The sequence below is a fragment of the Paenibacillus solani genome, assembly GCF_050475945.1.
GTDB lineage: Bacteria > Bacillota > Bacilli > Paenibacillales > Paenibacillaceae > Paenibacillus_AQ > Paenibacillus_AQ solani_A.
In genome coordinates, this window is record NZ_JBCMXJ010000020.1 from 17,396 (window position 1) to 30,685 (window position 13,290).

The 13,290-nt window shown below is 49.8% G+C and carries 16 protein-coding genes; 5 read left to right on the forward strand and 11 right to left on the reverse strand.

Features of this window, described 5'->3' with window-relative positions; genetic code table 11:
- Nucleotides 1-127: 127 nt before the first annotated feature.
- Nucleotides 128-442: a hypothetical protein gene (locus tag ABEQ74_RS25115; protein WP_430124961.1), complete on the forward strand. Its 315-nt coding sequence runs from the start codon at nucleotides 128-130 to the stop codon at nucleotides 440-442.
- On the opposite strand, the gene ABEQ74_RS25120 is transcribed toward ABEQ74_RS25115, so the two are convergent.
- The 5 genes from ABEQ74_RS25120 to yyaC form a co-directional block, all read right to left on the reverse strand.
- The gene (locus ABEQ74_RS25120; RefSeq protein WP_430124962.1) at nucleotides 383-2,626 is read right to left on the reverse strand and encodes an O-antigen ligase family protein; all 2,244 of its coding nucleotides are present in this window, start codon (nucleotides 2,624-2,626) and stop codon (nucleotides 383-385) included. The two genes, ABEQ74_RS25115 and ABEQ74_RS25120, sit on opposite strands and share 60 nt — an antisense overlap.
- A gap of 386 nt (nucleotides 2,627-3,012) precedes the next feature.
- Nucleotides 3,013-4,191 (reverse strand): class I SAM-dependent methyltransferase, encoded by a 1,179-nt coding sequence (locus ABEQ74_RS25125; protein ID WP_430124963.1) that lies wholly within the window; start codon nucleotides 4,189-4,191, stop codon nucleotides 3,013-3,015.
- A 45-nt stretch (nucleotides 4,192-4,236) separates the two neighbouring features.
- Nucleotides 4,237-4,908: a DUF6483 family protein gene (locus ABEQ74_RS25130; protein ID WP_430124964.1), complete on the reverse strand. Its 672-nt coding sequence runs from the start codon at nucleotides 4,906-4,908 to the stop codon at nucleotides 4,237-4,239.
- A 314-nt stretch (nucleotides 4,909-5,222) separates the two neighbouring features.
- Nucleotides 5,223-6,005, reverse strand: a complete 783-nt coding sequence (locus ABEQ74_RS25135) for an alpha/beta fold hydrolase (protein WP_430124965.1) — start codon at nucleotides 6,003-6,005, stop codon at nucleotides 5,223-5,225.
- A gap of 111 nt (nucleotides 6,006-6,116) precedes the next feature.
- Nucleotides 6,117-6,656, reverse strand: coding sequence for a spore protease YyaC (gene yyaC, locus ABEQ74_RS25140; RefSeq protein ID WP_430124966.1), 540 nt, complete (start codon nucleotides 6,654-6,656; stop codon nucleotides 6,117-6,119).
- Nucleotides 6,657-6,836: 180 nt separating this feature from the next.
- Here yyaC and ABEQ74_RS25145 point away from each other — a divergent pair, with 180 nt between their 5' ends.
- A complete protein-coding gene (locus ABEQ74_RS25145) occupies nucleotides 6,837-7,064 on the forward strand; it encodes a DUF1128 domain-containing protein (RefSeq protein WP_430125132.1) in 228 nt (75 codons plus the stop codon).
- 100 nt (nucleotides 7,065-7,164) lie between these two features.
- Here ABEQ74_RS25145 and ABEQ74_RS25150 read toward each other — a convergent pair whose 3' ends face one another.
- On the reverse strand, nucleotides 7,165-7,884 hold the full coding sequence (locus tag ABEQ74_RS25150) for a pirin family protein (protein ID WP_430124967.1): 720 nt from the start codon (nucleotides 7,882-7,884) through the stop codon (nucleotides 7,165-7,167).
- Nucleotides 7,885-7,949: 65 nt separating this feature from the next.
- Nucleotides 7,950-8,954 carry an asparaginase gene (locus ABEQ74_RS25155; protein ID WP_430124968.1) on the reverse strand — a complete coding sequence of 335 codons (1,005 nt, stop codon included), beginning with the start codon at nucleotides 8,952-8,954 and terminating at the stop codon, nucleotides 7,950-7,952.
- Nucleotides 8,955-9,248: 294 nt separating this feature from the next.
- Between ABEQ74_RS25155 and ABEQ74_RS25160 the strand changes: the two genes are divergently transcribed.
- The 3 genes from ABEQ74_RS25160 (at nucleotide 9,249) to ABEQ74_RS25170 (ending at nucleotide 10,536) form a co-directional block, all read left to right on the forward strand.
- Nucleotides 9,249-9,506, forward strand: a complete 258-nt coding sequence (locus ABEQ74_RS25160; RefSeq protein WP_053491484.1) for a GlsB/YeaQ/YmgE family stress response membrane protein — start codon at nucleotides 9,249-9,251, stop codon at nucleotides 9,504-9,506.
- Between the two features lie 49 nt (nucleotides 9,507-9,555).
- Nucleotides 9,556-9,966: a YtxH domain-containing protein gene (locus ABEQ74_RS25165; protein WP_430124969.1), complete on the forward strand. Its 411-nt coding sequence runs from the start codon at nucleotides 9,556-9,558 to the stop codon at nucleotides 9,964-9,966.
- A 129-nt stretch (nucleotides 9,967-10,095) separates the two neighbouring features.
- Nucleotides 10,096-10,536, forward strand: coding sequence for a DUF5665 domain-containing protein (locus tag ABEQ74_RS25170; protein WP_430124970.1), 441 nt, complete (start codon nucleotides 10,096-10,098; stop codon nucleotides 10,534-10,536).
- Nucleotides 10,537-10,612: 76 nt separating this feature from the next.
- On the opposite strand, the gene ABEQ74_RS25175 is transcribed toward ABEQ74_RS25170, so the two are convergent.
- The 4 genes from ABEQ74_RS25175 to ABEQ74_RS25190 all read right to left on the reverse strand — a co-directional run bounded on the left by ABEQ74_RS25175 (nucleotide 10,613) and on the right by ABEQ74_RS25190 (nucleotide 13,289).
- Nucleotides 10,613-11,593 (reverse strand): magnesium transporter CorA family protein, encoded by a 981-nt coding sequence (locus ABEQ74_RS25175; RefSeq protein WP_430124972.1) that lies wholly within the window; start codon nucleotides 11,591-11,593, stop codon nucleotides 10,613-10,615.
- A 122-nt stretch (nucleotides 11,594-11,715) separates the two neighbouring features.
- Nucleotides 11,716-12,486 (reverse strand): sigma-70 family RNA polymerase sigma factor, encoded by a 771-nt coding sequence (locus tag ABEQ74_RS25180; RefSeq protein ID WP_430124973.1) that lies wholly within the window; start codon nucleotides 12,484-12,486, stop codon nucleotides 11,716-11,718.
- The gene (gene rsbW / locus ABEQ74_RS25185) at nucleotides 12,483-12,932 is read right to left on the reverse strand and encodes an anti-sigma B factor RsbW (protein ID WP_430124974.1); all 450 of its coding nucleotides are present in this window, start codon (nucleotides 12,930-12,932) and stop codon (nucleotides 12,483-12,485) included. The genes ABEQ74_RS25180 and rsbW overlap by 4 nt, the downstream gene beginning before the upstream one ends.
- A gap of 33 nt (nucleotides 12,933-12,965) precedes the next feature.
- Complete coding sequence (locus ABEQ74_RS25190) at nucleotides 12,966-13,289, reverse strand: STAS domain-containing protein (RefSeq protein ID WP_053491478.1); 324 nt, start codon at nucleotides 13,287-13,289, stop codon at nucleotides 12,966-12,968.
- Nucleotide 13,290: the final 1 nt, after the last annotated feature.

Sequence of the window (13,290 nt, forward strand, 5' to 3'; positions counted from 1 at the left end):
ACATTTTCTTGTACTAGCCTATTCTAACACAGCCCGGGACATGCCTTCTACTGCGCCCAATTCTAAACAGGACGGTGACTATCGCCCCTGCCGGAACATATGGTGATACAAAGGAGTGAGCCATAACATGCGTTCTCCCCATGCCAAGCATCCGGGCAGCAAGCCGCCCTCCCCGCGCGGTATTCGGCGGGCCTGCAGTAAAGAATTATATCGTACGACCAAGCGTCTAAAGCTGTACCTTCCTCCCGAAACGTTAAAGCAGGGCGAGGAATTGTATTATCGGAAAGTCATAGGCAACTTAATTTGGATTCACGAAAACTATAGCAACAAGAAGCTTTTGTGCGACTGGTGGGAAAAAGACGTCTGCTCTGAACTTGCCGAGTTATGGCAGGTTCCGGAGCGTCAGTTGGCCTCCGCCTTCAGGGATGCCTTCGGCGGTTAGCATCCCCTCGCTTCTTCCACTCCGCTTCTTCAGCATTTCTTCTAAGCGGCCAGCCTGGCGGACGGCAAGGGATGACAGTTCAAAACCTCGATCATTTCGAAGAAAGTCGGTCTCAAAGAGAGCCATCGCAAGGGAACGATAACGCTCGAGGAGTTCCAAGCCGGACCGGGCTGCTTCTTCTGCGCGGGCAATCTCGCCTGCCGTCCGGTGCCAGTTAGCGAGGGAAGCCAGCCTCAGTACCGCTCGGGTTTGCTTGACTGTATTAAACCGATCTCGATCAATGGCTCTTTGATACCAAGCGGCCGCTTCCTCCGATGCGCCTTTAAGCGAATACGCTTCAGCCAGCTTCCAGCTTAAGCCGGGGTGTTCAGGCGAATACTCCATGCTGTTCATCAGCATGGGAATTCGCTGACTTGGGGAAAGCCAATCCGCTAAGTGCAGGGCCGCCTCGGTGTTCGCAGGATTCCACTTTAGCGAGGAGCGAAGGAGAGCAATCTGCCGCCCTGCGGGCTCGGAGACGGCCAGACGCGCTTCGCCCTCGCTGATACCAAGTACGGCTGCGAGCAGAACCCAGCTTGCCAGCAAAAGGATCGCCAGACCTCTCAGCGGCTGCCATGGCATTAATGACCGATCTCTTCGTTTCCTCGCATAAACGGCTAGTCGCTTCTTCACCAGTGTAGGCCGTTTGCCTCTTCTAGCTTCATGCAGCCTGCGATGAGGTCCAGCCTGCGCCTCCTGACCAGAGGAGGACAAAGCCAGTCCCAGCACGACAAGCCACAACAGCAGCAGCCATAACAGCCCAAAGCTCCAGTCAAAATCCACAGCCGCATGTCCGATCAGCACGAGGGCAGCAGGGAGGAGCGGTGAGCTCACAGCCATGAGCCTCGCAATCATCATGCTGACCAGAACAAGGACAAGCAGCAGCCCGATGATTCCCGTATCCAACAGGATATTCATATATCCGCTGTGCACCTCAGCGCCTACGTAAGGCTGGGATTGAATGGCAAGATAGGATTGCCGCCACGTTTCCCCACCGCGTCCCAGCCACAGCGACGACCGGGCCAGCTGCCAGGCGTCGCTGTATAACAGGCGGCGCGCGCTCAGCGTTGCCGCGCCGCCCAGGGCCCGATCCTGCACTTGATGCAGGATCATTGCTATGGCTGCGGCTGCCAGCAGCGCCGCAGCACCCACGGCCCCTGGCGCGGCATAGCCCCGCCCAGGGCTCTCGCTGTGCCGCCAGCGGCACAGCAGCAGGCCGGCGAGGACGCCGCCGGCCCAAAGCCCGGCCAGCCACAGCAGGCCGGGCAGCACGGCTGGCGCCAGCCTGGCCTCAGCCAGCTGGCGGTACAGCAGTGCCGCGCTCGCCACAGGCGCGGCGGCAGCCACAAGGAGCGGCGCGACAGCATGCCGCTCCTTGGCGAAGCCGGCCGCGCAGGCAATAGCGGCCGCGAGCCAGGCGCCGCGCGACTCCGTCAGGAGCAGCGCGGCGGTGTAAGGCAGCAGCGGCAGCAGTGCCGCTGCTGCGCGGAGCGTGCCCGTCCGGTTCCGCAGGACGGACGGGAGCGCGAACAGCCGCTCGAGCAAAAAGGCGGCCATTACAGCCCCGAACGTGTTCGGGTACTGAAGCAGACCGCCAAGCCTCGCGCCCGTTGCGCTGATATCCGCATCCGCCGTAAGATAGATCCCATACGGCAGCGCGAGCAGCCCATATACGGCAAGCAGTGCGCTGCCGCACAGCACCGCGCCCATCAGATGCCAGCCCGCCTGCATCATACGGAGGCCCTCGGCCGTACGGCATATACGCCAGGCCATAACGGCAAAGGAGCCATAACTCCCCCATCGAATGATCTCTTTCATCGTGCCTGTAAGTGAGAGCGGTTCTCCGATTCCATGGAGAACATACAGGAGCATCATTCCACAGATGCAGCCTATTAGCATCCGCAGTCTCTTATCATCCAGTAGAATCCAACCAGGCAATAATGTCGATGCAGTGCTGTTCATTTTCCGGGTCTGGATCTTATGAAGAAGCCACTCCATTGTGATCATAATCAGAAGAAGGAGTCCAAAGCCCGCTCCCATTCCATATACATCCCCGGCAAAAAACATGCCGCTTCGCATTGCTGCTACAAGCATCAGAGCAATCAGCATCATTCCGCCATACCGATACAGGATCTTCTGATCCATGAACCAATCCTCCCATCCCCAGAAAATGTGCATAATGCCCGTCCCCCATGACGCTCCATCAACGGCCCTTCGTTCGTCGTTAAAATCATCTACTAATCATTGTGGTCAAAGGAGTACCCTCATATTCTCCAAGCGATGCACGGTCGGTCATATCACCAATGGATAAAAGACGGCCCAGGCACAGCACCGGGGGCAACCATCAGAGGTCATTTCACGCGTCGGCGGCATGTTTAAGGGGGAAGGTCAGCATGAGTTGATTGGAATTGTTCCTGCAGGTGCTCCCTAGCAACAATCGCCCCGAATAACGTTGGAATACCACAATAAAAAAGACGGTGAACGTGTCACATTCACACGTTCACCGCCAATTCGGTCTGTTTCATACAAATCTACGTATCCGGCAGCAGGTCCTTGCACGCCCGCTCAAGATATGGCGAGGCGCTTAAAAAGTCGCGGAAGGCCGTATATTCCTGCCACAGCTTATCCAGATCCCCAGCAGAACCGCTGACTGCCCGGATCAATATATTTTTCGGTGTATGCTCCATATCAATAAACTCCAGCAGCTGCGTCTTATACCCCATCAAGTCAAGGAGCTTGGCCCGAATAGCATCCGTAGCCAAAGCCGAGAAGCGTTCCTTCAGAATGCCATGGGACAACAAAGGCTCCATAACAGGACTCTGGACTTGGGAGAACAGCTCGTGCTGACAGCAAGGCACCGATAGAATAACGGAAGCTCCCCACCGAACCGCTTTTTCCAGTGCCGCATCCGTCGCCGTATCACATGCATGGAGTGTAACTACCATGTCCACCTGCTCCAGCTCGTCATATTCTGCAATGTCGCCGACAAGAAACCGCAATTGGGAGTAGTTCAGTTTTTTCGCCAGCATACTGCAGTGTTCGATGACATCTGCCTTGAGATCCAATCCGACAATATTCAGTTTTCTGCGCGCAGTAATCGCCAAATAGTGATACAAAGCGAAGGTGAGGTACGATTTACCACAGCCAAAATCAACGATCGTGAGCGGGCGATCCTCCGGCAAATGGGGGAGGACATCTTCAACCATCTCCAGGAATCGGTTGATCTGCTTGAATTTATCGTATCTGCGGGCAAATACTTTGCCTTCTTCGCTCATGATGCCGAGCTCCACCAGAAACGGAACCGGCTCTCCCTCTTCCAGAATATATGTTTTTTTCCGATTATGAGACAAGTCCGTCTTCTGTTTGGTGGCGGATTTGGTCAGAATCGAAACCTTGTATTTTTTCGAGATCAGCACCTGATAGTCCGCTTCCGGTGTATACATCATGGCTTGGCGGAATACGTTCTCGAACATGTCGATAAGTACCGCCTCGGCCTCGTCTGCAGGCACATTCTGATGGGTAACTTTCGTTCCGGAGTAATAGGCGAACTGATAATGCAGCTTGTTGTTCTTGAGCTCGACTGGCTTGACCGTAACCTTGCTGTACGTCATGCCTTCCCGCTTGCGGAGCTGGCTTAACGTAGCCGTGATTAAAGTGCCTTCTTCCATGATGGTGTGAATCAATTTTCTTAATGCATCCAAAAGGTACATCTCACTTTCTTTATGTTAGTCGATACGTTGATTACGAAGGATATGCTACTTATCCCCCTCCGTTAGATGTAGACAACGGCGGTTAAGATCGTCGATGCCTTCGTGAACCTCCTCCAGCGGAAGCCCGCCCCTTGCCAGATCCTCTGGCAGCTTCAGCAATAATCTTTCATAAAAAGAGGTTGCCTCATCATATTCCATATAACCGTTATCCAGCAGCTGGTACAGCATATTCTCGGCTTCTGCATATATACCCTGCTGCTCCGCGTAGGCATAGTAATCCCGCTGTGCCGTTTCGGGCAAAGCATACGACTTCAATTGCTCCTTCACCATGCCGATCCGTTCCTCGAGCCCGATCAGCTTCATGTCTGCCCCTTGCAGGGCTGACTTCAAATATAACTGAAATACTTTGATGTAGAGCATAATCGCTTCTTCTTCTCGTTCCAGCTCAAGCAGCAACGATGCTTCCTCTTCCAAGAGTCTTGTGGCAGTCTGCAGCTTGTCCGCTTCCAGATAACCATGATTACGAAATAACTGTTCAATATCAGCAGCAGACAGGGAACGAAGCAGTTCTGAATTCAACCGAAACTGCCGTTTGAACAGCTCATCCAGCTCCCATAGAGCTTCCGTGTGTTTGCGCTCCTGCTTAAGCGAAAATACCTTGGCAATCATCTGTGTCATATCCTCAATTAGCCGCACGAGATAATCCCTGCGAAACATTCGCTCGCCCCCAGTCGGCACCCATAACGGATGCTGATGTTGATGTGCCCATATTCTTTGGGCCAAGAAACCCGAATGATTACCGCGTTTCCTCTGTGATCTTCTTGCGATTAGAAAGCCATGTATGCAAGAAACCGATTCGGCACGTTTAAATTGTAGGCTATTCGGAACCAGAATTCCAGTGGGCCCCGGTCCTACCCATTCTCGATATCTGTTCTCAAGACTCCAGAATTCAAGTTCCCAAAATGAATAAACGGATACCTCTTCAGGAGAGGTATCCGTTTATTATACAAGATGCGACAATGGTCCTGCCTTTATTCATACTCAAGCTGTCTCATAAAAGAAGTAATCACTTCACCGAGTTTTTCAGGCTGCTCCATCATGCTCATATGTCCTGCACCCTCAATCACGACTTGAGTTACATTCTCATGGTCTGTCGTAAAAGTACGCTCGGCCGGAATCAAACCGTCCTGATCTCCCGCAACAAGCAGGGTAGGTAATACAGATGCTGAAAGGACGTCACGTCGGTCCGGACGCTCACGCATCGCCAGCGCCGCCCCGATCGCTCCCTGTGGAGGTGTCAAATAGCCGATCTCCTTCGCCCGTTGAATACATTGTGGGTTCGTATCCGGAGCAAATAAGCCAGGTACCAATCCATCAACAAAAGCAGTAATGCCTTCCCCTTGAATGGTGCTGACGGCCTTCACCCGTTTCTCCTTCGCTTCTTCGGAATCCGGGTACGCAGTGGAATGAATCAGACCGAAGCCGCTCAAACGAGAAGCGTAGCGCTGGACAAATGAGAGCGTTATATATCCTCCAAGGGAATGGCCGAGCATTGCTGCCTTCGGGATTTCAAGCTCATCCATTAATAACAATACATCGTCTGCCATCTGTTCTATGGTATAAGATCCCATCGGTGCGTCAGACCGCCCATGGCCACGGAGATCCGGCACAATAACCCTGAAGCCTGAAAGAAATGGCAGCAGCTGCTCCCAATAGGCTGAGCTTCCGCAGAAGCCGTGAAGCAAAATGAGCGGCTCGCCTTGTCCCTGATCAACATAGCAAATTGTGCTGCCGTTGCATTGTACTTTTTCCATCGCGATACCCTTCTTTCTATTCAGCGGGTGTGCACGTAAAGATGTGCACCCATTATTTTATAAAGAATGATCTATTATTAAACAAAACAGCTCTGACTGAAACGCATGTCCCTACGCCCTAAGGCCAAAGGCTGAAGCGGCTATGTTCGCTAATTGCTCCGCCATCCCCATCACCTCGTAAAGAGACGTCACCTGGAGGGTCCAGTAAGGCTTCGGGCCATGGACGTTCACCACTGCTGCCACGCTGTAATCTCCTACTGCCGGAAGCTTCCCTCCGACGGATTGAGCGGGCGTCAGCGCCCCTTCACTTGCAAAAAAATAGCCGACAGAAGAAGGTTGCCCAAGACAAGCATCGATAGCAATAATAATTTTATCCTCGGGTATCCCGCTCAATTTCGTCTCGAGGTTCAAAGCGTCGCAAGGCTCGGGCAAAGTCCCGATCACATGAGGAAAGCCGTATTTCTTAAGCCTGCTTCCTGTCAGCGGCCCGAGTGCATCTCCAGTAGATCGGTCGGTCCCTATACATAAGAACACTATACTGTCCAGTGCATGCTGCTGGGCAATCATATGAAAAAAATCTGTTAGTTCGCAGCCCGACATTTTGATTTTGGCAGCATGCACGCTTGGTGTTTTACCGACTTGCTCGCTCATGACGGACCTCCTCTTTCATTTCATCCGCTGCTGTCATCCTCTGACACGTTAATTGGTTTTCATTGATTTTAACCTAACCCTAACCCTGATGGCAAAAGAATTGGTCGGGCCGTACAATTACATGGTACAATACAGGGATGAATATCGTAATCCGCCTAGGAGAGGATGGTGTTAGTAATAATGGATTTGAGCAATAAATCTCAAGAAAATGTCGAGTATATGATTGAGCAGATTAAGAGCAAGCTTCGGATGGCCACCGGGGCTGCAATGCAAGCCTCTGCCTTTTCAGTTAACCAATATGATGATATTTATGATTTGTATGATATGGTCATGAATAAACAAAACCTCAGCATATCAGAGGTGGAGGCTGTCGTGTCCGAGCTCGGACAGCTCCGTGGAAATCGGTAAAACTGATAGATCCGACCTTATGGCTAATAACTCGGTTGAAAGAGCACAGCCCCCGGAAGTTCGCATAGCTTGCGAACTTCCGGGGGCTGTCTTTGATCCGCTACGGCATGTCAATCAGGATGACTTCCGAGCTTCCCTCACTTGAGTTTCCCTTAAACGTAAGATTATGGCGGCGATGGATCCGCGCCGCATCTCCGGCCTTAACATCAAATACCCCGTCGTCCGAGGAAATTTCGATATGACCGCTGGTCACATATACGTGCATTCTTCGGTCCTCGGCCAGACTGTATTCGAGCACTTCTCCTGTCTCCAGCACGCTGCTATACATAACCATATCCAGCGACTGCGGGGAACTCAGCTCCCCGCGGCTTGAGCCGAGGAGCGGGAGCAGTCTGTTTAATCGCTCCTCTTCCGTATAAACTTCCTGATAGTGACTCGTCTCCAAGCCCGGTTCAGCAGGTAAAAACCACATCTCAAGATAGCGCACTGCTTCGGAAGCGGAAGTATTACGTTCCGCATGATACACGCCCGAGCCTGTATTCAACACATGAATCATTCCCGGTGTCAAATCCGCCTGTTTCCCTGTATCATCCTCATACGTTAACGTGCCTTCCAGCACAAGATGGACAATCACCAGATCATGATGAAATCTGCGGTCAAATCCTTCCATAGGTTGAAGGGTATATTCATTATGTGCCAGCAGACTTCCAAAATGTTCATTGTGTGGATCTATATAATCACCAAAAGAAAAGCTAAATTCACTATGAATACCGTCTTCATGGGTAGTATGTCTTTCCGCCGCCGTCATGATTTTAATCATGTCCGGTCACCTCCGCCGTTTTTACTAATCAATACCCCGGCGGTTTCCGCTCTAATCAGCGTTCTTTAAAAGCGGGTTAGCGTAAATACGGTTTCCGTATTGCCTACTTTAAGACCTTCGTCATTAATTAAATCCTTGGGATAAGCAGACTTCAGACGTTCGATGGTGCTCTTATTGCTATATCCGATTTGCTCTAATATGGATTCTGCAATCCAGCCCCATTCTTCTTCCGAGCCATCCGCTATCTTGAATGAAATCCCCAGCCGCTCCTTCTTCAGTCCGAAGCAATACACCCCTTTGAAGCCGCCCTTCGCGACGATATTAGAGTCTTCCAACAGGAGCGTATCCACTTTCTGTTTGCCCGCTACCATATAGGGAGCGGCATTCATAGCTTCCGTAATACGGATAACCGCATCCCGTGTCGGCTTATCCTCTATCCGTTCCGGAACTGCGAGCTTCATGTAAGCTGTTGCTAATGCACGAAGCGGCAGGGCAAATACGGGTAAACCGCAACCGTCGGTCCCTAATTGGATGTCACCGGGTGCCAGTCCAGCCAAGTCGGTTACCGTTCGGAGAATCTCCTGCTGCAGAGGATGGTCGGGATGGTCATATCCGATGAGCGGATATTCGGCCATCGAACAGTATGCCAGCATGCCATAATGCTTGCCGGAGCAGTTATGATACCATTTGCTCTTCTCTTTCCCCGCCCGCAGCAGCCGTTCTTTGCTCTCCTCGTCCAGGGGCCAGCTGGGAGCACAAACCATGTAAGATTCGCTGATGTTCACCTTGTTGGCCATACGTTTCAAAATTTCGATATGTACGGGTTCTGCCCGATGCGATGCTGTCATCACGGCAATCTCCTCATTCGTTAGCCCGTATTGATCAGCCAGCCCACCACGAATCGAAGGGATCGCTTGCAGCGGTTTTGCCGAGGATCGCGTAAATACGATGTAATCCGGGTCTCCTGCATACGCCTGAACGTTTCCTTGTTCATCTACAATACATATATGTCCGTTATGGACGCACTCCACGATGTTCGCCCGATATTCTTTTACCAGTACAGTGTCCATGCTTGTGTAACTCCTTCTATATCCGTCTATGCCTGCATTATTCCTTTAAATCCCTCGGAATAATCCTTCTCTTACCAGGCAATTCATATCATTCCTTATTCTTGTGTGAGTAAGAATCTGTATACAGTATAGTACAAAAATCCGTGAATAACAGCATGGCAAGTTCCATAGGGGGTGGACATTTGATTTTGTTTACTGTTTCCTGCTCCTCCTGTTTCACGATGTGGCCTTACGTTTAATTACGAGATAAGCAAGCCCACTTGAAAGACATTGCTCTGAAAAGGAGGCGATCGTATGTGGGGAATCATTATCAGCATCGTGATGGCAATCATCATCGGTATTATCGGGGATGCGCTGGCTGGTCATGAAATGCCGGGTGGAATTATCGGATCCATGATCGCAGGTTTCGTAGGCGCTTGGCTCGGACCTTGGCTATTTGGAGCGTGGGGCCCGGTTATTGGCGAATTTGCCATTGTGCCCGCTATTATAGGTACAGCCATTTTCGTATTCCTGCTCGGTCTTGTTGCCAAGTTGTTTAGACGCACAGCCTAAATTCTCGTGTTTATATTCATCTTTATATTATATTAAAGGAGTGAATGTTATGAATAACACAGAACAAGAATATCCAGTACAAAGCGGTTCCACATTCTTCAAAGGTGCTTTTATCGGTGCTTTGGTAGGGGCAGCGGCAGCGCTGTTGTTCGCTCCAAAACCAGGTCACGAATTGCGTGGAGATTTATCTGAAAAGCTGACCAAAGTTACAGAAAAATCCAAGGAAGTTGCTTCTACCGTTGGGGATAAGGCTTCCGAACTCGCCAAGACCGTAGGCAGCAAAGCCTCTGATGTCATGGCAACCGTTAATGAAGGCCGTCAAAACATTATGTCGAGCGTTAAGGAAGCATCGGCAGATGTTTCGAATGAGGTATCAAATGCTTCCAAGGATGTAAAAGACAAAGCAATGGACACCTCTTCTGATGTCAGCCGTGAAATGAAATCGACAACGAATGTTTAATTCGTGAAGTCACGAATAGCCAGCTGACACAGCTGGCTATTTTTGTGCCAGGTCGTGAGAATCCGTGTAATTATTGATATGGATTCCTGGAAATGAACGGGCCATTAGCCTAGAAAGCGGGGATATCTCATGAGTAAAGCCAACCCATATAACAGCGGCTCCACCTTCGCAAACCGAAGTGGGAGTCTGCCCAGACGAGGTGAGGAACAACGGGCAAACGTCGATTCCAACCATTCGAACACGGACAGGCACGCCCGCGAGGTGAAGGAAGTTCAAGAACATCCTTTTGAGCTTAGACATGAAGTAAGAAAGCTGAATACCCGCCTGGATAAAATTGCTGCCACACTGGAAAAATCCGAAATGAAAGACATGATCGATAATTATATGAACCCCAAGAAACGCATCATCGCCAACCTCTCGGCCGGACTCGCCCGCGGTTTAGGGCTAACGGTCGGTACTGCACTTGTGCTTGCTCTTCTTGGTTACATTCTCAGCTTCTTTGTCAATGTACCAATGATCGGTGATTTCATCTCAGATCTCCAGGGATATGTAGAGCAAACTAAAAAATGATGGCATATTATAGGCCCGGTCCCTTTAACAGGTTACCGGGCTAGAGTTTGCTGCTAAACAGCTGTCTTTTGCATATTTAAAGGTTCTTATTTTTGGCCTTCACCCGAAGAAGATCCCCTGTCCATCCCTTCGCACGCATCCATAGGTACATGCCTCCGGTCCACAGGATCGTTAAGCCGCTGATGGCCGTAAATCCCCAGAAGGTTCGAATAGCAGGCAAATTCTCAAAATTCATTCCCCATATCGCGCCAATGACCGTGGCCGGCGTGAATATGACAGTTAAGATTGTGAGTGTCTTCATAATTTCATTCCCACGAAATGCCGATATGGCATCATCTATGGATACCAGCGTATCGATTTCACGCTCATAGTGGTGCATCAGCTTACCCAGTCGTTCTACTCGATGCTGGAGCTGTTGGAACGAAGGACTATGATCCAGCTCCCCGTGATATCCTTCCTTGGAAGCAGCGATGAGTTCCTGAAAAGGAATAAACAAATTGCTCCAATCCAACAACTCAAATCGTGCAGACAGAATGTCATCCATTAAGGATTTGCGGTTATGGACGCGCATCTCACTTTCAACAAGCCTCAAGTTATGCTCAAAATGATCCATGCCGGTATGGTAATAATGCAGAATTGCTCTCGCTAATACAAACATGCCATCTATAGGTCTTTGACATTGATTAAGCATTGAGAACCTCTCCGAATTAGTCATTACGCTGCGTGTATGCTCATCCAAATTGATCGTAATCAGCACATTATTGTCTATATAAAAGTAGAATTGTTCCGACTTATAGTTGTCGGCAGTGGCACCCATCACTTTATAGATCATGGTCCCCATCATGACGGCTTCTACCCCGTCTCTGAACCGGACAGATAAATAATTACGTTCCTCTAACGAGGATGCCAGATCAAACCATTCGGCTGTATAAGGATATTGTATCCGAAGCTCTTCAATCGTAGAGGACTGCCAATGATCTATCTGAACATCGTACCACTCCCACCCTTTTGGAAATTCATGGATATTCCGACTTTCCGTCCTGTTTGACCCCGTCATGATTTCGATACAACTCCTTTCCAAGATTCCGAATAATTGGGTACCAAAAAGGCGCGCTTTCCCATGATGGAGGAAGCGCGCCTTATGCGTCCATACGTCTGTCTCTACGAGGCTTGTCCATATCAGTAAGAAGAATTGGACATGATCTGCTTCAATTTTTCGGTTGCCCGCTTTTGGATACGCGAGACACTCATTTGTGATACTCCTAACCTCTGAGCGATAGCCCTCTGAGACTGTCCCTCCTGAAATGCCAGCAACAACACTTTCTGTTCTTGCTCCTTCAACTGGCTCATCGCTTGCTGAAGATCCATACGCTTCTCGACAGAATCAAAATCATTTACCTCCGAGCTGATCAGCTCTCCAAGCGTAGCCCCCGTCTCTTCCTGAGACAACGGTGAGTCCAGCGATACATAATGATAGCATTCCCGTCCCGCTAAAACTTCAACCGTTTCCTCAACAGAAAGATCCAGGTATTCCGCAATTTCATTCACGTCTGGAGATCTTTCGAGCTTAACCATTAATTCATCAATCGCTTGCTGGACTAAAGCTCCTTTTTCCTTGATCCGTCTTGGAACTTGAATGTACCAAGATTTATCTCGAAGGAAGTTCTTCATATGTCCAATCATGCTCTTCATGGCATACGGCTCGAACGGTATACCAAGGCTGATGTCATATTGCTGAAGCAGGCGGATCAGTGCCATTTGTCCAACCTGATATAAATCTTCATAGAGATCTGGACGATTTCGGGCAATTTTCCCAGCAGCCATCTTGACCATTGGTTCGTACTTCTTAATCAGCACGGTCGCAATCTCGTTATCCTTGGTCTGCTGGTATTGTTGTATTAGCTCTACTGCTTCATCTCTTGACTCTTGGGGGGTTACCTTATCACTCATACTCGCTCCTCGCTTCTTGCGAGCCGCTTTGTAAGCGTAACTTCAGTTCCCTTCCCTGTCTGGTTTGTTACGCTCACCTCGTCCATAAGCGCCTCCATCAGATAGAAGCCAAGTCCTCCGATTTGGACCTCGCTGAGATCTTTGTCATGAAGTGAACGATCGCCTACTGCACCCACACTGTCGAAACTCTCCCCTTCGTCTCTGACCGTAATGGATAGCGAATCGGGAGTCACTTGAAACAATACCTCTACCATTCCGCCTTCCTGACTGTAAGCATATAAAACGGAGTTGTTGCAGGCCTCGGACACCGCAACCTTCATATCTTCAATTTCTTCATAGGAAAAGCCCATCTTAGAGGCTATTCCATATAAATTCAGTCTAACGATATCTACATATTCCGCACTGGCAGGCAAATTAAGGGTTACTCTCTGTACATCTGAATTCATTCTCTTTCGATCCTTTCCTATTGGAGATTCTTCTTACGACTGAAAAAACTTCGCAATGCCCGTCATATCAAACAGCTTTTGAATTTGTGGCGGTACTTCCTCAACTGCAAAGCGCGCCTCCATGCCATGTCTGGCTTTCAGGATCGATAGAAGAATACCAATGCCCGTGCTATCAATATATGTCATGTCTTTCATGTTGACGATCAAGTCTACTTCAGAATTGCCAACAAGAGGTTCCATCACCAATCGGAAATCTGGAGCGACGGACAGATCAAGTTCACCGCTCAAAAACACAGTGCATACACCCTCATTCAACTGAGTCTTCGCATTGAACTTATCATTTGTTTTTGTATTCATA